Annotated in this window: 20 protein-coding genes; 12 read left to right on the top strand and 8 right to left on the bottom strand. The window is 67.2% G+C overall.

Features of this window, described 5'->3' with window-relative positions; translation table 11 throughout:
• Positions 1-39 precede the first annotated feature (39 nt).
• The 6 genes from V6M63_RS00360 to V6M63_RS00335 all read left to right on the top strand — a co-directional run bounded on the left by V6M63_RS00360 (position 40) and on the right by V6M63_RS00335 (position 6,204).
• Positions 40-1,101 (top strand): TRAP transporter substrate-binding protein, encoded by a 1,062-nt coding sequence (locus V6M63_RS00360; protein WP_332738357.1) that lies wholly within the window; start codon positions 40-42, stop codon positions 1,099-1,101.
• Between the two features lie 73 nt (positions 1,102-1,174).
• Positions 1,175-1,798, top strand: a complete 624-nt coding sequence (locus tag V6M63_RS00355) for a TRAP transporter small permease subunit (protein WP_332738355.1) — start codon at positions 1,175-1,177, stop codon at positions 1,796-1,798.
• A complete protein-coding gene (locus V6M63_RS00350) occupies positions 1,795-3,087 on the top strand; it encodes a TRAP transporter large permease (RefSeq protein ID WP_332738354.1) in 1,293 nt (430 codons plus the stop codon). The genes V6M63_RS00355 and V6M63_RS00350 overlap by 4 nt, the downstream gene beginning before the upstream one ends.
• Positions 3,084-4,505 carry an amidase gene (locus V6M63_RS00345; protein ID WP_332738352.1) on the top strand — a complete coding sequence of 474 codons (1,422 nt, stop codon included), beginning with the start codon at positions 3,084-3,086 and terminating at the stop codon, positions 4,503-4,505. The genes V6M63_RS00350 and V6M63_RS00345 overlap by 4 nt, the downstream gene beginning before the upstream one ends.
• Positions 4,506-4,512: 7 nt before the next feature.
• Positions 4,513-5,424, top strand: coding sequence for a polysaccharide deacetylase family protein (locus V6M63_RS00340; RefSeq protein WP_332738350.1), 912 nt, complete (start codon positions 4,513-4,515; stop codon positions 5,422-5,424).
• A gap of 15 nt (positions 5,425-5,439) precedes the next feature.
• Positions 5,440-6,204: a fumarylacetoacetate hydrolase family protein gene (locus tag V6M63_RS00335; RefSeq protein ID WP_332738348.1), complete on the top strand. Its 765-nt coding sequence runs from the start codon at positions 5,440-5,442 to the stop codon at positions 6,202-6,204.
• Between the two features lie 67 nt (positions 6,205-6,271).
• On the opposite strand, the gene V6M63_RS00330 is transcribed toward V6M63_RS00335, so the two are convergent.
• The 6 genes from V6M63_RS00330 to V6M63_RS00305 form a co-directional block, all read right to left on the bottom strand.
• Positions 6,272-7,081, bottom strand: coding sequence for a S1 family peptidase (locus V6M63_RS00330; protein WP_332738422.1), 810 nt, complete (start codon positions 7,079-7,081; stop codon positions 6,272-6,274).
• Between the two features lie 32 nt (positions 7,082-7,113).
• Positions 7,114-7,299: a CsbD family protein gene (locus tag V6M63_RS00325; RefSeq protein ID WP_332738346.1), complete on the bottom strand. Its 186-nt coding sequence runs from the start codon at positions 7,297-7,299 to the stop codon at positions 7,114-7,116.
• Positions 7,296-8,417 carry an extracellular catalytic domain type 1 short-chain-length polyhydroxyalkanoate depolymerase gene (locus V6M63_RS00320; RefSeq protein WP_332738344.1) on the bottom strand — a complete coding sequence of 374 codons (1,122 nt, stop codon included), beginning with the start codon at positions 8,415-8,417 and terminating at the stop codon, positions 7,296-7,298. Before V6M63_RS00320 ends, V6M63_RS00325 begins: the two co-directional genes overlap by 4 nt.
• Positions 8,418-8,431: 14 nt before the next feature.
• Positions 8,432-9,253 carry an alpha/beta fold hydrolase gene (locus tag V6M63_RS00315; protein WP_332738342.1) on the bottom strand — a complete coding sequence of 274 codons (822 nt, stop codon included), beginning with the start codon at positions 9,251-9,253 and terminating at the stop codon, positions 8,432-8,434.
• Positions 9,254-9,356: 103 nt separating this feature from the next.
• Complete coding sequence (locus V6M63_RS00310) at positions 9,357-11,864, bottom strand: ABC transporter permease (protein ID WP_332738340.1); 2,508 nt, start codon at positions 11,862-11,864, stop codon at positions 9,357-9,359.
• The gene (locus tag V6M63_RS00305) at positions 11,848-12,546 is read right to left on the bottom strand and encodes an ABC transporter ATP-binding protein (protein ID WP_332738338.1); all 699 of its coding nucleotides are present in this window, start codon (positions 12,544-12,546) and stop codon (positions 11,848-11,850) included. Before V6M63_RS00305 ends, V6M63_RS00310 begins: the two co-directional genes overlap by 17 nt.
• Positions 12,547-12,757: 211 nt before the next feature.
• Here V6M63_RS00305 and V6M63_RS00300 point away from each other — a divergent pair, with 211 nt between their 5' ends.
• From V6M63_RS00300 to V6M63_RS00285, 4 genes are read left to right on the top strand one after another with little or no spacing between them, the layout of a single operon-like run.
• Positions 12,758-13,801 (top strand): ABC transporter substrate-binding protein, encoded by a 1,044-nt coding sequence (locus V6M63_RS00300; RefSeq protein WP_332738336.1) that lies wholly within the window; start codon positions 12,758-12,760, stop codon positions 13,799-13,801.
• On the top strand, positions 13,801-16,446 hold the full coding sequence (locus V6M63_RS00295; RefSeq protein ID WP_332738334.1) for a PAS domain-containing sensor histidine kinase: 2,646 nt from the start codon (positions 13,801-13,803) through the stop codon (positions 16,444-16,446). The genes V6M63_RS00300 and V6M63_RS00295 overlap by 1 nt, the downstream gene beginning before the upstream one ends.
• Positions 16,443-16,871, top strand: coding sequence for a response regulator (locus tag V6M63_RS00290; protein ID WP_332738332.1), 429 nt, complete (start codon positions 16,443-16,445; stop codon positions 16,869-16,871). Before V6M63_RS00295 ends, V6M63_RS00290 begins: the two co-directional genes overlap by 4 nt.
• 14 nt (positions 16,872-16,885) lie before the next feature.
• Positions 16,886-17,338 (top strand): universal stress protein, encoded by a 453-nt coding sequence (locus tag V6M63_RS00285; protein ID WP_332738331.1) that lies wholly within the window; start codon positions 16,886-16,888, stop codon positions 17,336-17,338.
• A 15-nt stretch (positions 17,339-17,353) separates the two neighbouring features.
• Here the strand turns inward: V6M63_RS00285 and V6M63_RS00280 are convergent, their stop codons facing one another.
• Positions 17,354-17,983: a TetR/AcrR family transcriptional regulator gene (locus V6M63_RS00280; protein WP_332738330.1), complete on the bottom strand. Its 630-nt coding sequence runs from the start codon at positions 17,981-17,983 to the stop codon at positions 17,354-17,356.
• Positions 17,984-18,033: 50 nt separating this feature from the next.
• Between V6M63_RS00280 and V6M63_RS00275 the strand changes: the two genes are divergently transcribed.
• Positions 18,034-19,158, top strand: coding sequence for a DUF2855 family protein (locus tag V6M63_RS00275; RefSeq protein WP_332738328.1), 1,125 nt, complete (start codon positions 18,034-18,036; stop codon positions 19,156-19,158).
• A gap of 137 nt (positions 19,159-19,295) precedes the next feature.
• Here V6M63_RS00275 and V6M63_RS00270 read toward each other — a convergent pair whose 3' ends face one another.
• Complete coding sequence (locus V6M63_RS00270; RefSeq protein WP_332738326.1) at positions 19,296-20,243, bottom strand: GlxA family transcriptional regulator; 948 nt, start codon at positions 20,241-20,243, stop codon at positions 19,296-19,298.
• Positions 20,244-20,351: 108 nt separating this feature from the next.
• On the opposite strand from V6M63_RS00270, the gene V6M63_RS00265 reads away from it, so the two are divergent.
• The coding region (locus V6M63_RS00265) for an SDR family NAD(P)-dependent oxidoreductase (RefSeq protein WP_332738324.1) at positions 20,352-20,949 on the top strand (598 nt) is incomplete at its 3' end.

Raw genomic sequence — 20,949 nt, 5'->3', positions numbered from 1 at the left:
CGACATCCCGTTTTCATCCACCAACCAAGGAGTCTCACCATGACACTGACCCGCACCTTCACACGCTGCCTGCTGCCGCTGGCCTCGGCCGCCGCCTTGCTGCTGGGCTCCGCTGCCCAGGCCCAGGACCGCATCACCTTCAAGGTGATCGGTCAGCCCGCCGCCACCGGCATGATTCAAAAGAACAAGGAGAAGCCCTTCTTTGACGAGTTCGCCAAACGCACCGGCCTGGCCATTGATGCCGACTACAAGGCCATCGACCAACTGGGGATCAAGGACACCGAACAACTGCGTGTGATGAAGGCCGGCCTGTTCGACATCGTGTCGCTGCGCGTGTCGCAGAACTCGCGCGACGAACCCACGCTGCTGGGACTGGACCTGGTGGGCGCGGCACCCAACTACGAGACCGCCCGAAAGGTCTACGAAGCCTACCGGGATACGCTGGACCAGCGGCTGCAGAAGCAGTTCCAGGTGAAGCTGCTGGGTGCCTGGCCCTTCGGTCCGCAGATTCTGTTTTGCAAGAAACCCATCAGCAAGCTGGCCGACCTCAAGGGTCTGAAAGTGCGCGTGTACGACCAGAACCTGGCCAAGTTCATCGAGACCGTGGGAGGCGTTCCGGTGCCCTTGTCTTTCACCGAAGTGCATCAGTCGCTGTCACTGGGCGTGGTCGACTGTGCCATCACCGGTCCAAGCTCGGCCAACAGCTCCGGCTGGCCCGAGGTGACCACCCACCAATACCCGATCGGCTTTCAGATGGCGGTCAACGGCTATGCCATCACGCTCAAGGCGTGGAACCGCCTGAACGCTGATCAGCAAGCCAGGATGCAGGCGGCATTCACGGCCCTGACTGATGACATCTGGGTTTACTCGCAGGAGTTGACCAAGGACGCAATGAACTGCAACGCAGGCAAGGAGCCATGCACCACCGGGAAAAAATTCAACCTGGTGGATGTGCCGGTGGTGCAAGCCGACCTGAACACCCTGCGCGACGCGGTGGCGTCCATTTCGGTGCCGACCTGGGCCGAGATCTGTGACAAATCCAACCCCGGCTGCTCAGCCGCCTGGAAGGCCACCGTGGGCAAGGTTCTGGGTATCAAGTGACGCTGCCACGCCAGCGGAGCGGCGCCCGTGGCGTGCGCTGTCCGGCCCGGCTCCCCATTCAAGGAAGACGCTCATGAAAGACAAGCTGGAACGCTGGCTCGGCACCGTGTTTGGTCTCATTTTTGTGGCCTTGTCGCTGGTGGTGGCGGTCGAGACCACCCTGCGCAAACTGTTCAACGTATCGCTGCAAGGTGCCGACGAGCTCGGTGGCTATGCGCTGGCGGTTGGCGCCACCATTGCCTTCAGCCTGGCCCTGCTGGGTCGTGCCCACATCCGGGTCGATGTTCTTCATGAGCGGTTGCCCAAACCAGCGCAGGTGGTGCTGAACTGGCTCTCTGCACTGTCACTCGCTGGATTTGCCGCGCTGATGGCCTACCTGGGGTGGTTTGCGATTCAGGACTCGCGCTCCTACCAGAGCGTGGCGCAGACACCCTGGGCCACGCCGCTGGTCTATCCCCAGACGGCCTGGCTGGTGGGGCTGATCCTGTTCGGGGCACTGGCTGTCGGCATCGCGCTGGTGGCCACCTGGCAGCTGATGACGGGGCGCAGCGACGCGCTCAACGCGATGCTGCACCCGCGCTCGACCCGCGAAGAGCTGAAGGAAGAGCTCGACGACCTGCAGGAGCGTTCGGGATTGCATCCCGCCACCGCTGCTCCAGCGATCCCCCGGTCCGAATCGCATGCAGGTGTCGCATGAGCTTGAACTACATCGCCATCGGCTTCTTCGCCATGCTGGGCATGATGTTGCTGGGGTTGCCCATTGCCACCTCCATGGCGGTGGTCGGCATCATCGGCGGCATGATGGCCTATGGGGTGCCCTTCATAGACTCCATCGCGCCCGTGATCTGGGGTGTGCACAACGACAACCTGCTGACGTCCATTCCGCTGTTTGTGTTGATGGGCGAGCTGCTGCTGCGATCGGGCATCGCCGACCGCATGTTCGGTGCACTGGCCGCATGGTTGGGGCGACTTCCAGGGGGGCTGCTGCACACCAACGTCGGCTGCAGTGCCTTGTTTGCCGCCACCTCCGGCTCGTCTGTGGCCACGGCCGCCACGGTCGGCACCGTGGCACTTCCGTCGCTGCACAAGCGTGGCTACCCCATGCACATGTCGTTGGGTTCGATTGCCGCGGGCGGAACGCTGGGCATCCTGATTCCACCCTCGGTCAACATGATCGTCTACGGCTCGCTGACCGACACATCGATCGGCAAGCTCTTCATCGCAGGCATCGTTCCTGGCCTGCTGCTGTCGGCAGCCTTCATGGCATTCATCCTGGTGCACGCGCTGCTCACCAAAAGCACCATCCGTGAGGACAAGGTGCCCCTGCCCGAGCGCCTGCGCCTGCTCAAGGACCTAGTGCCGCCCGGTGTGGTGTTCCTGATCGTGATGGGGAGCCTCTACAGCGGCGTGGCCACGACCACCGAATCGGCCGCGCTCGGTGTGGTGGCGTCTTTGGGCTTTGCCTGGCACAGCCGCAAGCTCAACTGGGCACTGTTGCAGAACTGCTTCATTCAGACGGCCAAGACCAGCGGCATGATTCTGCTGATCATCACCGCCGCCTTCATCTTGAACCTGGCGGTGAGCCTGACCGGCGTGGCCGAGACGATGACGCGATGGGTGACCTCGTTCGGCTTGTCGGCCACGCAGATGCTCCTGGTGCTGATCCTGTTCTACCTGCTGCTGGGCATGTTCATGGACGTGCTCTCGATGATGGTGGCCACCATCCCGATCACCTTTCCCATGGTGGTGGCGCTGGGCGTCGATCCGGTGTGGTTCGGCGTGTTCATCGTGCTGATGTGCGAACTCGGTCTGATCACGCCGCCGGTGGGCATGAACCTGTTTGTGGTGCAGGGCATCCGTCCGGATGGTGGATCGATACGCGACGCCGTTGTGGGTGCCTTGCCTTATGTGTTCATCCTGCTGGGCTTCTCGCTGCTGCTGATCCTTTTTCCCGCCATCGTGACCTGGTTGCCGGGGCAGATGTGAGCGAAGCGGGCGACAGCAACCCGCTGTGGCAGTGGTCCGCCACCGCCCTGGCCGGGGCATATCGCGCAGGCAACGTCACCCCGGTCGAAGCGGTGCTCAGTTGCCTGGCCCGCATTCAGCAGGTCAACCCGCAGATCAACGCCTTCGTGGCGCTGCGGGAGGCCGTGCTCGATGATGCACAGGCCAGCACCGAGCGTTTTCGCGCTGGCCTGCCGCTGTCGGCGCTGGATGGGCTTCCGCTGTCCATCAAGGACAACCTGTGCACCGCCGACATGCCCACCACCTGGGGTTGCCCCAGCCTGCGTGCGCATCCTCCCGTGGCCCGCGATGAACTGCCGGTGGCACGTGCGCGGGCCGCGGGTGCACTCATCGTGGGAAAAACCAATGTGCCGGAGTTCACCCTGGAGGGCTACACCGACAACCCGCTGTTTGGCGTGACCCGCAACCCCTGGGACCTGACGCTGACGCCGGGCGGCTCCAGCGGTGGCGCTGTGGCCAGTGTGGCTGCGGGCTGCACACCCTTGGCCCTGGGTACGGATGGCGGCGGTTCGATACGGCGCCCGGCGTCGCACTGCGGTCTGGTGGGATTCAAGCCTTCGATCGGCGCCATCGCACGCGGCGATGGACTGCCCTCGCTCCTGCTGGACTTTGAAGTGGTGGGACCGATGGCGCGCCGCGTGGCCGACGCGCGGCTGATGTTCGAGGTGTTGCGCGGGCCACGCTCCGCCGACCGCGCATCGTTGGCCTGCCATGCCGCCCGGCGCCCCCACCAACACCCCACGCGCCCGGCACGGGTGTTGTACGTGCCCACGCTGTCGCAGGCGCCGGTGGACCCCGCCATTCTGGCCGCCTGCGCCGTGGCCGCGAACCGGTTGCGCGATCTTGGTTGCGAGGTGGAGACGGGCGAACTGCCACTGCCCATCGAAGCGCTGTCGAGGCAGTGGCCCACGGTGGGACAGATCGGGCTGGCGGCGATGTTCAAGGCAACCCCGTCCTGGCGCGAACGCGCATCACCCAAATACCGGGCCATGGCAGCGCAAGGTGAGGCCGTCGGCGCTGCAGCGCTGTGGCAGTTGCTGGAAGCGGTGGAGCAACTTCGGCGCGACTGTGCACACCTGTTTGAAACCTTCGATCTGATCGCCATGCCGAGCGCCGCGGCGTTGCCGTGGCCGGCGCAAGAGCCGTTCCCGTCCGTCATTGCGGGTCAGGACGTGGGTCCGCGGGGCCATGCTGTGTTCACTGGCTGGGTCAATGCCGCCGGACTGCCTGCGGTTTCCGTGCCGACCGCACCATCCGTCAGCGGATTGCCCATCGGCCTGCAGCTGATCGGGCCGTATGGCGCTGATGACGAGGTGCTGAACGTCGCTGAAGCCTTCGAACGCCTGTGCCCCTGGAACCAACGCCGACCGCCACTGTGACCCCACCATGGACACCTTGAACCCCGCACGCCGTTTTGCGCCCCGCAGCCCGTTGCCGACCAACTGGTGTTGGCCACAAGGGCGCGGCCTGGCCCTGTCTTTCGTGCTCAATATCGAGGAAGGTGCCGAATTCTCTCTGGGCGCAGGTGACGACCACAACGAGGCGGTGCATGAAGTGGTCAACGAAATTCGGGGTGCGCGCGACTTCTGCATGGAAACCCACTTTGAGTACGGCGCCCGCTGCGGCTACGACCGGGTCATGCAGCGGTTTGCCCAGCGCGGCTGGCCACTCACGCTGAATGTCTGCGGGCGCGCGCTCGACCACACACCCTGGGTCGCAACCGACGCCCTGAAGGGCGGCCACGAACTCTGCGGCCACGGCTGGCGCTGGGAATCGCCCGCGTTGATGGACGAAGCCACGGAGCGCGAACAAATCCAGCGAACGGTGGACGTGATCCGGCGCCTCTGGGGGCGTGCACCGGCGGGCTGGCACTGCAAATCCTCGCGTTCGGTGAACACCCGCCGCCTGCTGCAGGCGATGGATTTCCTGTACGACAGCGACGACTATGGCGACGACCTGCCCTACACCCTGCCGCGCGAAGACGGCCGACCGCATGTGGTGCTGCCTTACGCCTTCGACACCAACGACATGCGATTCTTCGATCGTGCGAGTTTTGTGCACGGCCGCGACTTTGCCGACTATGTGATTGCCGCACTGGACACCCTGTTGGCCGAAAGCACGCAGTCCCCCCGCATGCTGACCGTGGGCCTGCACACCCGCATCATCGGCCGGCCTGCGCGCATTGGCGGTCTGGACGCGGTCTTGCGTCACGTGGCACAACACGGCGATGCCATCTGGGTCGCGACGCGCGAGGACATCGCGCGGCACTGGCTGGCGCACCTCGGCACAGCCCGTTGAACGGGCGACTCGCGCATGAGCTCACCTTCCACCGACGCCGACATTGCCCATGCCCTGGTGCAGGCCAGACGCACGGGTGGGGCCGTCAATGCCGACAGCCTGTGCATCATCGATGCCGCACAGGCCTATCGGGTTCAAGGCCTGGTGGCGTTGGCCATGGGTTGGTTTGGCCAGGCGCCGCCGCGCCACTGGAAGGCCGGTGGCGCCCGGCGTGAAGACACCTTGACCCACGCGCCTCTCCCACCCGCCGGGATCTGGCCATCACCCGCCGACGCGGTGGCCTGGCCGTTGCGATGGCGTGGCGTCGAGGCAGAAATTGCACTGCGTCTGGGCCAACCCGTGGACAGGTCTCTGGCGGAAAGCCTGACGCAGCAAGCAGCGGTTTTGCTGATCGACGCCATGGCCGTGTCCATCGAGATCGTCGATTCCCGATGGGAGCAGGCGCAGGATGCGCCCGCGTGGCACAGGCTGGCAGACCTGCAATCACATGGCGCCCTCGTGCTGGGCGAGTGGCAGCCGATGCGCGCGGTGGACTGGGCAACACAGCGTTGCGAGCTCCACATCGGCGCACAGATGCATGTGTTCAGTGGCACTCACCCGCTGGGAGACCCGACATGGGTGTTGCCCCAGTGGTTGCGCCACGCCACTCGCCAAGGGGCGGTGCTGCCCGCAGGTTCGGTGGTCACCACGGGTTCGTGGTGTGGTCTTCCGCTGGCTCAAGCGGGTGACACCGTGCGGGCGCGGTTCGATGGCATTGGAGTGGCCTGCGTCCAGCTCTGAGCCTTGACATGCACCGCGGGCAGGCCTTGCAAGGCGGGGCATCTGAATCGAACACCAACACGCGGATTCACTCCCCCGCATCGCGCTCCCGAGGCGCCGTCAGCGTGAGCAGGATGTCCGCATACCAGGCGCAGTTCAGGCCCAGCGACTCGTCCAGCACCAGATCCCGGTCGCCCATGTCCATGCGGGACGAATGCACGCCCAGCAGCTTCCAGGGCAGGGCGGCGGTCCGGGCTTCGGGGGAGGCGTCGCGCATCACCACGGCGGCTCCGCTGGTGCCGCGGTGGGTGCGGGCGTCGGTCAGAAAGTAGCCGTTGCCCTGGAAGCGGATGCCGTAGGGCGAGGCAATGACCGCGTGGCGCAACACCGGCAGGTGGTGCAGGGCGTCGTGAAAGCCGAGCGGGAAGCCCACCACCAGCAGCGATTCGCCGGGGTGCACTTCGTCGAAGTTGGTCGACAGGTGGGCCGGGCTGAAGGCGCGGATCACCGACGCGTCGGGCAGCGCGCTGCGGTCGAGTTCGATCACGGCCACGTCGATCTCACCGCCGCTGTCGCGGCCCTGGTGCCACACGGCTTCACCGTCGCTGTAGAGCAGCATCGAAAAGCCGGTGGAACGCGTGAGGTTGGCGGCATCCAGGTGCAGCTCGATCTCCAGCCGGTCGGGGAAATGTTGCGTGTCTTCGTCGATCACCACGTGGCGGCTGGTCACGAGGAACAGGCGGTCGTCGCGCTCGAAGAAGAAGCCGCTGGCGTTGGTCAGGGGCTGCTTGCCGTGGAAGGTGGACACACGTGGCGCCGCGAGGAACAGCGGATCAACGGGCGCGGTGATGGGCGCGGCGTTGTCGCCGACCGCGTTGCCGGTGGTGGGTGCGCTCATCGGCGGGGGTTCGGGGTAGATCGGAGGACGGTTCATCGTTTGAGTGTCGCACCCTTCATGGCTTCCCGGGCGTTGCCCACCAGGCGCTGCGTCTGGCCGACCACCTGCCGCGTCACGCCCGAGAGGCGCCAGCGTGTGCTGCCGGTGACCTGGCCACAACGCTCCTCGAGCGAGCCGAGTGCCAGCTTGATCGTGCCCAGTATGTGATCCTTGTTCATGCGAGTGCCTCGGAAGGGAGTTTGAACGGGTTGAAGAAGAAGGGGTGTGTGAAGAACGGGTAGGGTCGGGCCGATACCGGGCGCGCGATGGACGCAGCGGGCTTCCTGGCGACACCGAACTGCCGCGACACAAAGGCCCAGACCATCCGGGAGGCGTCGGGTCCCTGCGCGTCGCTGTAGGGCTGGTTGGCCGCGCCGCCGCTCCAGGCGTGGCCGAGCTGGTCCACGTCGATCAAGGTCGCGGCGGTGCGGCCCCGGTGTTTGAAGTCGGTCACGTGCATGGGGTGGCGCCGGCCACGCTGCTGGCTGCGCCGGGTGCCCGCCGCCGCACCGCTGGCGAGGGCCCACACGCCGGCGGCGGCGGCCCCGTTGCTCGCGGCCACCACGGCATCGCGCCCACCCTGGATCACCAGCAGCGGCGGCAGGGGCAGCAACACCTGGCTGGGCGCCGGCGACCACGGTGCGGGCAGGCGGTGCCCGCGCATGGCTGCCAGCGCGGTGGCGGTGGAGTCGGCCGCGCCCGGCCCAACGCCCGAGTGCATCACCACCGCCTTGAAGCGCGCGGGGTGCCTCGATGCGATCAGCGCGGCCATGCTCGCGCCGGCCGACAGGCCGGCGAGCGCCACGCGCGCGCGGTCCACCGGTTGCAGCAGGCAGACCTGATCGATGGCGGCGAGGATCAAGGCCACCTCGCCATGGGCGCGCCCGCTGCGCGTGTCAAACCAGTTCCAGCAACGTTGCGCGCTGGCCAGGCGGTCTTGTTCCGGGTAGAGCACCAGAAAACGCTCGCGCCGGGCGAGCGCATTCATGCGTGTGCTCAGCGCAAAGCCAGCGGCGTCCTGACCGCAGCCATGCAGCATCACCAGCAGCGGCAGGCGCTCGCCGACTTGCAGCTCGGGTGGGCGGTAGAGGCGATAGCGGCGTGCGCCACCCGGCCCGATGGCCATGCCGCCGAGCCAGTCGCCGGGCGTGGACGGTGGCTGCCTGGCCTGGGCCGCGACCTGCTTCACCACGGCTTTTGCGGTGCGCGTCTGTGCGCGTCGCGTGTTGCGCGTGAGTGTGGCGAGGTTGCGGTTGAAAACCGTCACCCAGCTGGACGCAGCCGTGCGCTTGGCCATGCCGGCTGGCCCCCTCAGGCCTTCAGAAAAGCCAGCAGGTCCTTGGCCAGGCGCTGCTTGTGGGTGACAAACAGGCCATGGGGCGCGCCTTCGTATTCGACCAGCTGCGCACCGGCAATCGCGGGCGCCGCCAGGCGGCTGGAAGCCGCGATCGGCACGGTCTTGTCGTCGGTGCCGTGGATCAACAGGGTGGGCACGTCAAACGCCGCCAGGTCGGGGCGGAAATCGGTGCTGGAGAACGCGCGCATGCAGGCCACGGTGGGACGCAGGCCGGCCTGCATGGCGATGTTGTGCGCCCAGCGCAGGGTTTCGTCGCTGACGCGGCTGTCGGGTGAGCCCAGGCCGAAGAAGTCGCGGAAGAAGCCGGTGAAGAATTTCGCGCGGTCGTCGGCCAGGGCCTTGGCGGTCTTGTCGAAGGCCGACGCTTCCGCGCCGGTGGGGTTGTCGGCGGTCTTCAGGCGAAACGGCAGCACCGAGGAGATCAGCGCGGTCCGGGCCACGTTCTTGCCGCTGTGGCGCGACATGTAGCGCGCCACCTCGCCACCGCCCATGGAGAAGCCCACCAGCGTGGCGTCCTGCACGTCCAGCTGCTCCATCACTTCCCACAGATCGTCGGCCAGGGTGTCGTAGTCGTACCCGTTCCAGGGCTGCGACGAGCGGCCGAAACCTCGGCGGTCGTAGGCGATGACGCGGTGGCCCGCTTCGACCAGCGAGACGGCCAGGTCGTCCCAGGAGTCGGCGCTCAGGGGCCAGCCGTGGATGAGCACGACCGGGCTGCCTTCCCCCCAGTCCTTGAGGTAGAGCGATGTCTGGTCGGCGGTGGTGATGCGGTGCATGGTTTTGGTGGGGGCGTTGAGACCGAGTGGTGACAGCTTCCAGTGTCCGAAGCGCGCCGATGGCCGTCTGTACGACAGCGCACGCAGTGCGCCCGATCGCTGATCAGGTGCCGCTGCGCAGCAACATCGCCGGGTTCAGCCGCATCTGCGCCATCAGGTATTGCGCACCCAGCCCCAGGCTCACTGCGCTCACGCCGATGGCGGTGAGTGCGCCGGTCCAGTACAGGCCCATGGGGTCAAGGTCGAGGCGCCAGCGCAACAGTCCGGTGGCCAGCGCGCTGCCGGCCAGCGTGGCGAAGCCGGCGGTCACCACCGCGAGCAGCAGGTATTCCCAATACAACACCCGCCGCAGGCTGGAGAGGCGCGCGCCCACCGCGTGCATCACCGTGGCCTCGAACACCTGGCGCGCGCGGCTGCTGGCCACCACGCTGGCGAGCACCAGCAGGCTGGCCGCCAGGCACACGCCGGCCACCAGCGCCAGGCCGCTGCTGGCGCGACCCATGAGCGCGCGCGTTTCTCGCAACAGCGCTTCGGTGCGCACGGTGGCGATGTTGGGAGCGGCAGCGGCCAGTTGGTCTTGCGCCTGCAGGGCTTCGTCGGGGTTGAGCCAGGCGGCGCCCACGTGGCGGGTAATGTGGGGATCGAGCACGCCGTCGCTGAAGATGCCTTCCAGCCACAGGCGCGCCTGCAGCCGCTGCTGGCTGTAGATGGCGACCAGCTCGGCCTGCACCGGTGCGCCCAGGATGTCGAAGATGAGGCGATCGCCCACTTTCAGGCCGAGCTGGTCGGCCTCACGGTCTTCCATGGCCACCAGGGGCGCGCCGGTGTGGTGGGCTGGCCACCAGGCACCGTCGCGGATCACCACGTCGTCGATGTTGCCGGCGCGGTTGCTGAACTTCTGCTCGTCGCGCGCTTCGCGCACGCGTTGGCCATCGTCGCTGTCGCGCAGTGCTTCGCCATTCACCTCGATGAGGCGGCCCAGCACCAGCGGCGCGGTGGTGAGCTGGCGCAGGCTGGGCTGCGTGTTCAGCGTGTCCCGCAGCAGCGGGATCTGGTCGGTCTGCACGTCGTAGAACACCAGGGCCGGCGCGTTCTCGGGCACGGTTTCGTTCACCGCGCGCAGGAGCGAGGTGACCACCAGCGTGCAGGCCACCAGCAGCGTGAGCGCGGCACCCAGCGAGAGCAGCGCGGCGCGCAGTGGTGAATCGCTGCGCTGCAGGCCGGCCATGGCCAGGCGCAGTTCAAACGGCAGCTGTCCACCCGGGCGGTTGAGCTGGCGGCGCGCCAGGCCACGCAGCAGGCTCGTCACGCCTTCGAGCACGACCAGCAGCAGCACCGTGGACACCACGAAGGCCAGGCCAAAGCGCGCATCGGGCACGCCGGCCACCACCAGCGCACCCACCACCGCGGCCACGCCGCCGGTGAGCCACCACACGCGCCTGGGCGTTTTCAGCGTGTTGCCGTCGATGCCGCGAAACAGCGCGGCCGGCGAGACCGACAGCGCGCGGCCCAGCGCGGGCAGCGCGAAGGTGAGTGCGGTGAGCACGCCGAAGCACAGCCCCACCAGCGAAGGCAGCCACAGCCCCATGAGCAGCGGCGCCAGCGGCAACTGCTGCGCCGCGGCCAGCGTGCCGCCCAGGGCGAGTGCGTTGCCGATCACCACGCCGCCCAGACTGGAGAGCAGCGCCAGCATCAGGATCTGCAGCAGCACCAGCGCGGCCAGGTGGCCATCGCGCAGGCCCACGGCGCGCAGCGTGGCCAGCGTGGCCAGCTTGCCCTGCAGGTAGGCCTGCACGCTGTTGAACACTCCCAGCCCGCCAATGAACAGGGCCGAGAAACCGATGAGCAACAAGCCCGAGCCGATCTGGCCCAGCACCTCGGCCATGCGGTCGCTGCGCTCGTCGAAGGTGGTGACTTCGGCCGCCAGATCCGGGAACGCCGCGATGAAGGCGTCGCGCCATTCGGCGGGCTGCGCGGTGCGCACGCGGTAGTGGTACTCCACGCGGCTGAGCGGCTGCACCAGTCCGGTGGCGGCGAGGGCACCGTCGGCCACCAGCACCGGGGCGCCGCCCCAGTCGGCGCGCAGGCTGCGGTCGGGCTGGCGCACCACCAGGGCGCGCACCTCCAGGCTCAGGTTGCCCACCTCCACGGTGTCGCCGGGTTGGAGGTCCAGGCGCTGGGCCAGCGTGGCGTCCAGCGCCGCGCCCCACACGCCGTTGTTGCCGGCCAGCGTGGCGGCCAGTGGCCCGGCCGGGGCGAGCTCCACCGCGCCGTACAGCGGGTAGTGCTCGTCGGCGCTTTGCAGTTCGATCAGTTGCGCCCGGCCGTCGGGCGCTCGCAGCATGGTGCGCAGCTCCACCAGCCGCGAGACCGCGCCGCGCTCGTTCATCCAGGCCAGCACCTCGGGCGCCAGCGCCCCGGTCTGCTCCACTTCGAGGTCGCCGCCGAACATCAGGCGCGCGTCGCTCTTGAGCGCGTCGGCCACCTGGCGGTACAGCCCGCCGCCGGCCGTGACCAGGGCCACGCCCAGCACCAGGCAGGCGCAGAAGATCCACAGGTGCCGGCCACTGGCGCGCAGGTCTCGCCAGGCCAGGCTAAACAGGAACCGCATCGACTGCCTGTCCGGTGGTCTTGATGGCGCTCAGGTGGCCGTCGTGCAGCCGCAGCACGCGGTCGCAGCGGGCGGCAAAGTCGGGGTCGTGCGTCACCAGCACCAGCGTGGTGCCGGCCTCCCGATTGAGTTCGAACAGCAGGTCGCGGATGGCCTCCCCGGTGTGGTCGTCCAGGTTGCCGGTGGGCTCGTCGGCCAGCAGCAGGCGCGGGCGGTGCACCAGCGCCCGCGCAATCGCCACGCGCTGCTGTTCGCCTCCCGAGAGCTGGCTGGGGTAGTGGTCTTGCCGCGCGCCCAGGCCGACGCGCTGCAGCAGGGCAGCGGCGCGGCTGTGGGCGTCGCGTTGGCCGGCCATCTGCAGCGGCAGGGCCACGTTGTCCAGCGCGCTCAGGCTGGGCAGCAGGTGAAACGACTGGAACACGATGCCGATGCGGTCGCGCCGCAGGTCGGCCAGCGCGTCGGCGTCCATGCCGCCGAGTTCGGTGCCGTCGATGGCGATGCGCCCACCGGCCGGGCGCTCCAGCCCCGAGAGCAGCAGCAACAGGGAGGTCTTGCCCGAGCCCGAGGGCCCGGTGATGGCGATGCGCTGGCCCGCAGCCACCGAGAGGTTCACCGAGCGCAACACGTCGATGCGTGCCGAGCCCAGCTGGTAGTGCATGGACACCTCTGACATTTCGATCATGCGGGGTGAGTTCTCGTTCAGGGGCAAAGGTTCAGTATGCCGAGCGGGGGCCGGGAGCCGCGTGGAACAGGACTTTTTGCGCGCCGCAGGCCAGGGATGTTGCGCCTTCGTGACGCGAACACGAGCCCGGCGCCCTACACTGGGTAGGGTAGGTGCAACAGAATGTTGCGCGCGATTCTGTGGTTTTCCGATGAACTGACAATTCGTTCCTATGACACATGGCGCAAGCCCACCGTTGGCCGGCGAACAGGGGAGAGGCGATCTGCGAGGCGGATGGCGAGGCCGTGCGTGGCGCTGCGCCGCTGCCGTGGTGGTGCTGGCGCTGGCCGCGTGTGGAGAGCCGGTTCTGCCGCCGCTCACCGTGGGCATGAATCCCTGGGTGGGTTACGACCCGCTGGTGCTCGCGCGCGACCGTGGCCTGGCCGACCCGCGCCGGCTGCGCGTGGTGGAGCTGCCATCCGGTTCAGAGACGCTGCGCTACCTGCGCAACGGTCTGCTCGATGCCGCCACGCTCACGCTCGACGAAGTCTTGCGGCTCGCCGACAGCGGCGTGGAGGTGCGCATCGTGGCCATGCTCGATGCATCCAACGGCGGCGATGCCGTGGTGGCCGCGCCGCGCATTGGCTCGCTGGCGCAACTCAAGGGAGAGTTCATCGCGGTGGAAGACTCGGCCGTGGGGGCCTTGCTGCTGCACCGCATGTTGAAGAAGGCGGGTCTGAGCCGGGCCGACGTGAAGGTGGTCAACCTGGAGGTGACGGAGCACCTCGGGGCCTTGCGGAACGCCCGGGTGGGCGCGGCCGTGACCTACGAGCCTCTGGCCAGTGCGATGGCGCAAGCCGGCTACCGGCGCGTCTTTGACAGCAGCGAGATTCCCGGCGAAATCCTGGACGTGCTGGTGGTGCGCAAGGACGTGCTGGAGCAACGCCCCGCCGACGTCGATGCACTGCTGGGGGCCTGGTACGCCGGCCTGCACGTGTTCCAGCTCGACACGCCCGGCGCGGCCGAGTCGCTGGCCCAAGGCACCGATCTTTCACCGTCGGACTACCTGGCGGTGCTGGGCGGTTTCCTTTTTTATTCCCGGGAGGCGTCCGAGCGCGAACTCTCGGGCAACCCGCCAGCGCTGGCGGCGCAGGCGAAAGACATGGTGGGCACACTGACCGAGGTCGGACTGCTGCGTCAGCCACCGCGTTGGGACGAGCTGATCGATGGGGCACCCATGCGCCGCTTTCAGGCCAGCAGGCAGGCGTCGCAGTGATGAAGCTGTCCTCCCGCCTGACCCTGCCGGGTCGCTGGCTCATGCCCTTGATGCTGGTGTTGTTTGCGCTCACGGCCTCCACCATCAACTACGTCGTGCAGACGCGCCAGGCGGGCGCGCAGGTGCTGGATCAGGAGACCCGGCGGCTGCGCGAGCGCCTGAGTGTCGAGCAGAGCCGCCTGAGCGTTCAGTCGGGCATGGACAACCAGATCGCGGTGCGTCGGCTGGTGGGTGGCATGGGGTTGTACAGCGGCATGCAACACACCTGGCTGCTGCAGCCCAACGGCCTGGTGCAGGCTTCGCTGGTGCGCTCCGACATCGGGCAACCGTTCGGTGACGTGCTCCGGCGGAATCCCGACCTCGCCGGCGTCAGTGGCGTGGTGTTCAACGGACCATCGGATGTGGCCATCACCCTGGTTCACCTGGCGGCCACGCGGCAATTGGTGGGCGTGGTGCCGTTCGCCACGGGGCGGCGCCTGATCGCGGTGGTCGATCTGGGCCTGCCCCAGGCCTTGCGGTTTGCCGGCTTGCAGCAGGAAGCCCTGCGCGAGGGCCTGTTGTTGCTGGGCCTGACCATCCTGCTGGCGCTGGTGGTGCATCTGGTGTGGTTTCGCCGGGCCCGGCGCCTGGCCCTGGCCCTCAAGCGCATGGGCGAAGGGGAGTTGCAGGCCCGCGCCGGGCTGCAGGGGCACGACGAACTGGCCATGATCGGCAGCGAAGCCGACCGCATGGCCGAGCGCTTGCAGAGCGGGCAGTCGCGGCTGCGGCACCTGGTCGATCTGGTCGACCGTTCGCCCGTGGTGGTGGTCGAGTGGCGCGACGAGCCCGGTTGGCCCATGAGCTATGTCAGCCAGTCGGTGGCGCAGTGGGGCTACCAGCCCGGGGAACTGTTGCACGGCGAATTGACCTACGCGCAGCTCATCCACCCGGAAGACATCGAACGCGTGACGATCGAGGCCGCCCGCTACTTCAAGGACGGGCCAGACGAACACCGCCAAGAATACCGGCTGCGCTGCGCCGACGGAGGCTGGGTCTGGGTTGACGACCGTACCACACTGACCCGTGACGAGCACGGCGTCATCACCGACATCAGCGGGATCCTGCTCGACATCACGGTGCAGAAAGAAGCCCAGCTCGCGCAGCAGGAGCAGGCCGAGTTCCTGCGCCTGTTCTACGAACTGCCCTTCATCGGCATGGCGATTTCGGCACCCGGCTCCACGCGGTGGTTGCAGGTCAACAGCCAGCTGTGCGTGATCCTGGGCTATTCGCGCGAAGAGCTCACGCGCATGACATGGGCCGAGATGACGCCCCAGCCCGATCTGGACCAGAACCTGGCCTTGCGCGATCAGATGCTGGCCAACCGCACCGACAACTACTCGATGCGCAAGCGCTTCGTGCGCAAGGACGGCAGCTTCGTGCACACCGAGATCGACGTGCGCGCGGTGCGGCATCCCGACGGCACGCTCAAGCACCTGTTCGCCACCATCAAGGACATCACCGAGCGGCTGCAGGCCGAAGCGGCCATCGGCAAGCAGAGGGACCTGCTGGAACTGGCCGAGTCCATGGCCGGACTCGGCAGCTGGGTGTACGACACCCAGAGTCAGAGCGTCTGGTGGTCGCGCCAGATGTACCGCAATTTCGGTCGCGACCCGGCGCTCGGACCGCCGGCGGATCTGGCGGCCTACCTCGACTGCATCCATCCCGACGATCGCGCGAAGGCCGATCGTTTCATGCGCTCGGTCCCCGGCAGCGAGGAGATGATCACCGCCGAGTTTCGCCGCCATCCCGACCTGGGTGCGTTGCGCTGGTTCCGGGGCAGCGTGCAGAGCAAGCCCACGGCTGCCGGGCACCACACCTACAGCGGCACCCTGCTCGACATCACCCAGCTCAAGCTGGCCCAGGCCACGCTGGAGCAGAGCAATGCCGCGCTGGAGCAACGCGTGACCGAACGCACCGCCCAGCTGCGAGGCCTCAACGAGGAACTCGAGGCCTTCTCGTACACCGTCTCGCACGATCTCAAGGCCCCTTTGCGGGGGATCGACGGCTACAGCCAGTTGCTCGAAGAGGAGCACGGCGCTCAGCTCAATGAAGAGGGGCGCCAGTTCCTGGTCCGCATCCGCCGCGGCGTGCTGCAGATGGGCGACCTGATCTCGGGCCTGCTGGACTACTCGCGCATGGAGCGGCGCACCATGGAACATCAGCGGGTGGATGTGCCGGCCCTGGTGGCGCAGGTGATCGAAGGCCATTCCGCCGACATCGAGAGCACCGATGTGCGGCTCAGCCTGAACCTGGATCCGATGGTGCTGCAGCTCGATCGGGAAGGCCTGGCGGTGGTGCTGCGCAACCTCGTGGGCAACGCCATCAAGTTCAGCCGCACCAGGGACCAGCCCGTGGTCGAGATCGGCGCCCGCACCGAGGGCGCGCGTCGTATCCTCTGGGTGCGCGACAACGGGGTGGGCTTCGACATGAAGTACCACGATCGCATCTTCGGCATCTTTCAGCGTCTGCAACGCGCCGAGGACTACCAGGGCACCGGCCTGGGCCTGGCGCTGGTGGCCAAGGCCGTGCAGCGCATGGGCGGTCGGGTCTGGGCCGAGAGCCAGCCGGGACAGGGCGCCACTTTCTTTCTGGAGTTTCCGTCATGAACAAGCCCGCCTCCCTGCCGCCCATCCTGCTGGTCGAGGACAACCCGATGGACCTCGATCTCACGCTGCGCGCCTTCAACAAGAAGAAGTTCTCCAACACGATCCAGATCGCGCGTGACGGGGAAGAGGCGTTGGCCTACATGGCGCGCTGGGAAGCGGGCGAGCCCGTGCCGGCGGTCATACTGCTCGACATCAACCTGCCCAAGGTCAATGGTCTGGAGGTGCTGCAGAAGCTCAAGGCGCACCCGGTGTTTCGGCGCATCCCGGTGGTGGTGCTCACCTCGTCGCGAGAGAACTCCGATCTCAAGACCGCCTACGATCTGGGCGTGAATTCCTATATCGAGAAGCCGGTGAGTTTCAGCAAGTTCATTGAAGTCGCCGAGCACATCGAACTTTACTGGTGCCTGCTCAACGAGCGGCTCTAACCCTGGAAACATCCATGATCAAGTACCTCATTCCCGTCGATGGCTCTGCCCAGTCCATGCACGCCGCCTACCACGCCATGCGCCTGGTCAGTTCGGGCCTGAAGGCCCGCTTCGTGGTGGCCAACGTGCAGGAAGCGCCCAACCTCTACGAACTCGTGGTGGCGCACGATCCCGACGTGCTGCACGAGGTGAGCGATGCCGCCGGGCACGATCTGGTCCGCCCGGCCGTGGCACTGCTGACTTCCGCCAGCCAGCTGGTGGAGTCAGTGGTGGCCAGCGGTGACCCGGCCCACACGCTGGCCGAGCTGGTGGAGAGCCACGAGTGCGACGCGGTGATCATGAGCGCCCACGGCAGCGGCGAGAGCGAGCGTGGTCTGGGTTCGGTGGCGCAACACATGGTGCAGAACTGCCACGTGCCCGTCACCATCGTGCGGCCTGCGCGCACCGAAGCGTCGGAAGCGTCCTGAACAGGCACGCAACGGTCAGTGCACCGCCAGGTGCATGGAAACACGCGCGGTCACGATCGCTTCCATGTCGACAACCCACTCGTCCCGGTCGGTTTCAGGCTGCACCAGCAGCCGGTAGCGGCGAGCGCCCCAGGCGGCGGTCAGCAGGGTGTGGACGGTGGCTGACGGCAGTGGAGGCAGCAGGTCCTTGCAACTCGCGAAAGCCTGTTCCCAACGGCCGGCGAGTTCTTCGTAGACACGGCGATGGTGCTTGGGCTCCGCCACGCGGTGCTCCAGCATCAACATCTCGTGGTCGAACGCGGGCAGACCATCGAGCCGCGTGTCGCAGGTGATGCGCACGAGGCGTTTCACGCGTTCTTGCCAGGCGATGTCTGAAGGCGCAATGACCTCGGCGTCGAGCCGGGCCAGCAGCGCATCGACGCAATGCCGCACATACCCCGAGAGCAGCGCTTCCTTGTCGGGAAAGTAGTCGTACAGCGTACCGACCGCAATGCCGGTTTCCAGCGCCACGGCGCGCGTGGTCACACCCTCCCAGCCGTGCGCGGTCCAAATCCGAACAAAGGCGTCGTAGATGGCCTGCACGGTGAACTTGCTGCGGGCCTGCGTGGGGCGTTTCAGCGGCTTGGAGCGGGGTGCGTGCGGCATCGGCGGGTTTTCCGAACCCGCTTTGATGCGGGTCGCCCTACAGTTTGGGAATGAACAACACATTCACTTTAACCCGCCTTGAAACGCGAAAAAACGCCCTCGGCACCACCCGTGTCGTGACCACGCAGGACAACGCCGCGCTGCAGCCCGGGGAGGTGCTGATGAGAATCGACCGCTTCGCGCTGACCACCAACAACATCACCTACGCCGCCTTCGGCGATGCGCAGCTGAAGTACTGGTCGTTCTTCCCGACCGGCGATGCCGACTGGGGCCACATGCCGGTCTGGGGCTTTGCGGACGTGGTGTCCTCATTGGCCGATGGCGTCGATGTCGGTGAACGCTTCTACGGCTACTTTCCAATCGCGAGCCACTTCCGCATGCAGCCGGTGCGCGTGACGCCGCGCGGCTTCTACGACGGCGCGCCGCACCGCGCCGAACTGGTTTCCGCCTACAACCAGTACATGCGCTGCAGCAACGACGCGGGCTACTCGGCGGCGCTGGAGGACCACCAGATGCTGGTGCGCCCGCTCTTCATCACCTCGTTCATGCTCGCCGACTTTCTGGAGGACAACGGCTTCTTCGGCGCCAGGCAGATCGTGGTGTCGAGCGCGTCGAGCAAGACCGCCTTTGGCACCGCCTTCTGCCTCGATGCGCGCGAAGGCCTCTCGCTGATCGGCGCGACCTCGGCGGGCAATCGCGCGTACGTCGAGGGCCTGGGCTGCTACGACCGCGTGGTGGATTACGCCGAGGTGACCAAGCTGCCGGCCGATGTGCCCACGCTGTATGTCGATTTCGCGGGCAACGACGCGTTGCGCGCCACCGTGCACCACCACTTCGGGGATGCGCTGGTGTACGACTGCTATGCCGGTTCGGCGCAGAACACCGCCTTCCTGAGCCAGACCGGCCTGCCCGGCCCGCAGCCCGAGTTCTACTTCGCACCGGTGCAGATCCGCAAGCGCAACGCCGACTGGGGCCCGCAGGAGGTGAACCGCCGTTTCAACGAAGCGCAAGCAAGGTTCATCGCGATGCTTGCCCAACCCGGCAACCGCTGGATGGCGCTCGCACCGGGCGAGGGCTTTGAGCATGCGCAGGCGGTGATCGCCGACCTGCATGCGGGCAAGGTCGATCCGCAAGAGGCGCATGTGGTGCGGCTGGGAGATCGGTTGACCGAGTGAGAATCCAAGCTTCGGGACAGTGGTGGCTCATGACCCAAGCCAACGCCCAGCGGCGTGCTGGTGGCGACCAGGTCGCTGGCCCCCAGGACCATGAAGTGGCTCAGGTAGGTCACGTTGCCCCGTCATCTCGACACGTTTCAGGACCCCATGCGCGCGTCGCGCCTGAGTGACTGCGGCGGCTTGCCGAAACCCCGCATGAACGCTTCTCGAAGATGGCGTCGATCGCGAAAGCCCGTTTCGCGTGCAACCACCTCCAGCGGGTGGCGGCTGCGCTCGATCATCAAGCGCGCCGCCTCCACGCGCAAACGCTCCACCGCCTTGGCCGGCGACTGCCCGGTCTCGGCGGTGAACACACGGCTGAATTGGCGCGGGCTGAGGTTCGCAGCCGCAGCGAGTTCTTCCACGCCCAGCGACTGCGTCAGGTGGCCGCGCGCATGCTCCAGCGCGCGGGCGATGCGGTCCGAGCGCGGCGCGAGATTCAGGATCTCCGAATGCTGCGACTGGCCACCCGAACGACGCTGATGCATGACGAGCCGGTGGGCCACGGATCGCGCCACGTCGTCGCCCAGGTCTTTCCCGACGAGAGCGAGCGCCAGATCCAGTTCCGCCGTCATGCCGGCGGAGGTCCAGATCGGGTCATCGGCGATGAAGATGCGGTCCGGCTCGACCTGGATGTCCGGATGCCGCCGTTGCAGTGCGTCCGCATAGACCCAGTGCGTCGTGGCGCGTCGGCCTGCCAATAGGCCGGCCTCGGCCAGCACGAAGGCACCGGTGCACAGCCCCACGGTCCGACGCGCCCGTGCGCTGCACTTTCGCAGCGCCTGCAGCAATGAGGGTGGTGATGGCGTGGCCAACGGGTCGATCAAGCCCACCACCATCCAGGTGTCGGCCGTGCTGCGTGCGGTGAAGGGCCTCGTCTGCAGGGTCGTGCCCAGTGAAGTCTTCACGGTGCCGCCGGGCATCGAGTGACAGGTCACCTCGTAGAAGGGCTCGCCCGCTACGAGGTTGGCGAACTCGAAGACCGCCTGCGTGGCCAGCGCCATCACCTGGAAGCCGGCCGGCAGTACGTAACCAATCTTGTGCATGTGCGTCTCCATAGCCAATGGCATAAAACACGACTATAAGCGTCATTTACGCCAAACGCCAGGCGGCGCAACATAGGCTCCATCGCAACCCCGAAACGGAGCATCACCATGACACAGACGAACCCGGGCACCGCCCTCATCACCGGAGCCTCTTCCGGCATAGGCGCCCTCTACGCCGACCGCCTGGCGCGACTCGGCTACGACCTGATCCTCGTCGCCCGCAACCGCGAGCGCTTGAACCCGTTGGCTGAGGAAATCACCAGCCGCCACGGCCGCGCGGTGGAGGTCTTTCCCGCCGACCTGAACAACCCGGTGGCGCTGCGCAGCGTGGAAAACAAGCTCAGGCACGATGCGAGCATCACCCTGCTGGTCAACAACGCCGGCATCGGCACGCACACGCCGCTGCTGGAGAGCGACGTGGACCAGATGGTGCGCATGATCGACCTCAACGTGACGGCGCTGACCCGGCTGAGCTACGCGGTGGTGCCCGGCTTCGTGGCACGCGGCAGAGGTGCGTTGATCAACATCGCTTCCATCGTGGCCGTTTCGCCGGAGACCTTGAATGGCGTGTATGGCGGCAGCAAGGCCTTCGTGTTGGCCTTCAGTCAATCACTGCAGCACGAGCTGGACGGCAAGGGCGTGCGCGTGCAAGCCGTGCTGCCGGGTGCGACGGCCACCGAGTTCTGGGCGCGCGGCGGCCTTCCCG

It is taken from the genome of Hydrogenophaga sp. (genome assembly GCF_036675665.1).
Classification (GTDB): domain Bacteria; phylum Pseudomonadota; class Gammaproteobacteria; order Burkholderiales; family Burkholderiaceae_C; genus Hydrogenophaga.
The sequence above is the reverse complement of the archived record's forward strand: the minus strand, read 5'-3'. Positions and strand labels throughout refer to the sequence as shown.

Coding starts and splice junctions, on each gene's coding strand:
- V6M63_RS00305 (WP_332738338.1), bottom strand. CDS start 12,546: ATGATCGAAATGTCAGAGGTGTCCATGCACTACCAGCTGGGCTCGGCA.
- V6M63_RS00275 (WP_332738328.1), top strand. CDS start 18,034: ATGAACAACACATTCACTTTAACCCGCCTTGAAACGCGAAAAAACGCC.
- V6M63_RS00270 (WP_332738326.1), bottom strand. CDS start 20,243: ATGCACAAGATTGGTTACGTACTGCCGGCCGGCTTCCAGGTGATGGCG.
- V6M63_RS00310 (WP_332738340.1), bottom strand. CDS start 11,864: ATGCGGTTCCTGTTTAGCCTGGCCTGGCGAGACCTGCGCGCCAGTGGC.
- V6M63_RS00335 (WP_332738348.1), top strand. CDS start 5,440: ATGAGCTCACCTTCCACCGACGCCGACATTGCCCATGCCCTGGTGCAG.
- V6M63_RS00325 (WP_332738346.1), bottom strand. CDS start 7,299: ATGAACAAGGATCACATACTGGGCACGATCAAGCTGGCACTCGGCTCG.
- V6M63_RS00350 (WP_332738354.1), top strand. CDS start 1,795: ATGAGCTTGAACTACATCGCCATCGGCTTCTTCGCCATGCTGGGCATG.
- V6M63_RS00290 (WP_332738332.1), top strand. CDS start 16,443: ATGAACAAGCCCGCCTCCCTGCCGCCCATCCTGCTGGTCGAGGACAAC.
- V6M63_RS00285 (WP_332738331.1), top strand. CDS start 16,886: ATGATCAAGTACCTCATTCCCGTCGATGGCTCTGCCCAGTCCATGCAC.
- V6M63_RS00355 (WP_332738355.1), top strand. CDS start 1,175: ATGAAAGACAAGCTGGAACGCTGGCTCGGCACCGTGTTTGGTCTCATT.
- V6M63_RS00295 (WP_332738334.1), top strand. CDS start 13,801: ATGAAGCTGTCCTCCCGCCTGACCCTGCCGGGTCGCTGGCTCATGCCC.
- V6M63_RS00300 (WP_332738336.1), top strand. CDS start 12,758: ATGACACATGGCGCAAGCCCACCGTTGGCCGGCGAACAGGGGAGAGGC.
- V6M63_RS00330 (WP_332738422.1), bottom strand. CDS start 7,081: ATGAGCGCACCCACCACCGGCAACGCGGTCGGCGACAACGCCGCGCCC.
- V6M63_RS00320 (WP_332738344.1), bottom strand. CDS start 8,417: ATGGCCAAGCGCACGGCTGCGTCCAGCTGGGTGACGGTTTTCAACCGC.
- V6M63_RS00360 (WP_332738357.1), top strand. CDS start 40: ATGACACTGACCCGCACCTTCACACGCTGCCTGCTGCCGCTGGCCTCG.
- V6M63_RS00315 (WP_332738342.1), bottom strand. CDS start 9,253: ATGCACCGCATCACCACCGCCGACCAGACATCGCTCTACCTCAAGGAC.
- V6M63_RS00340 (WP_332738350.1), top strand. CDS start 4,513: ATGGACACCTTGAACCCCGCACGCCGTTTTGCGCCCCGCAGCCCGTTG.
- V6M63_RS00280 (WP_332738330.1), bottom strand. CDS start 17,983: ATGCCGCACGCACCCCGCTCCAAGCCGCTGAAACGCCCCACGCAGGCC.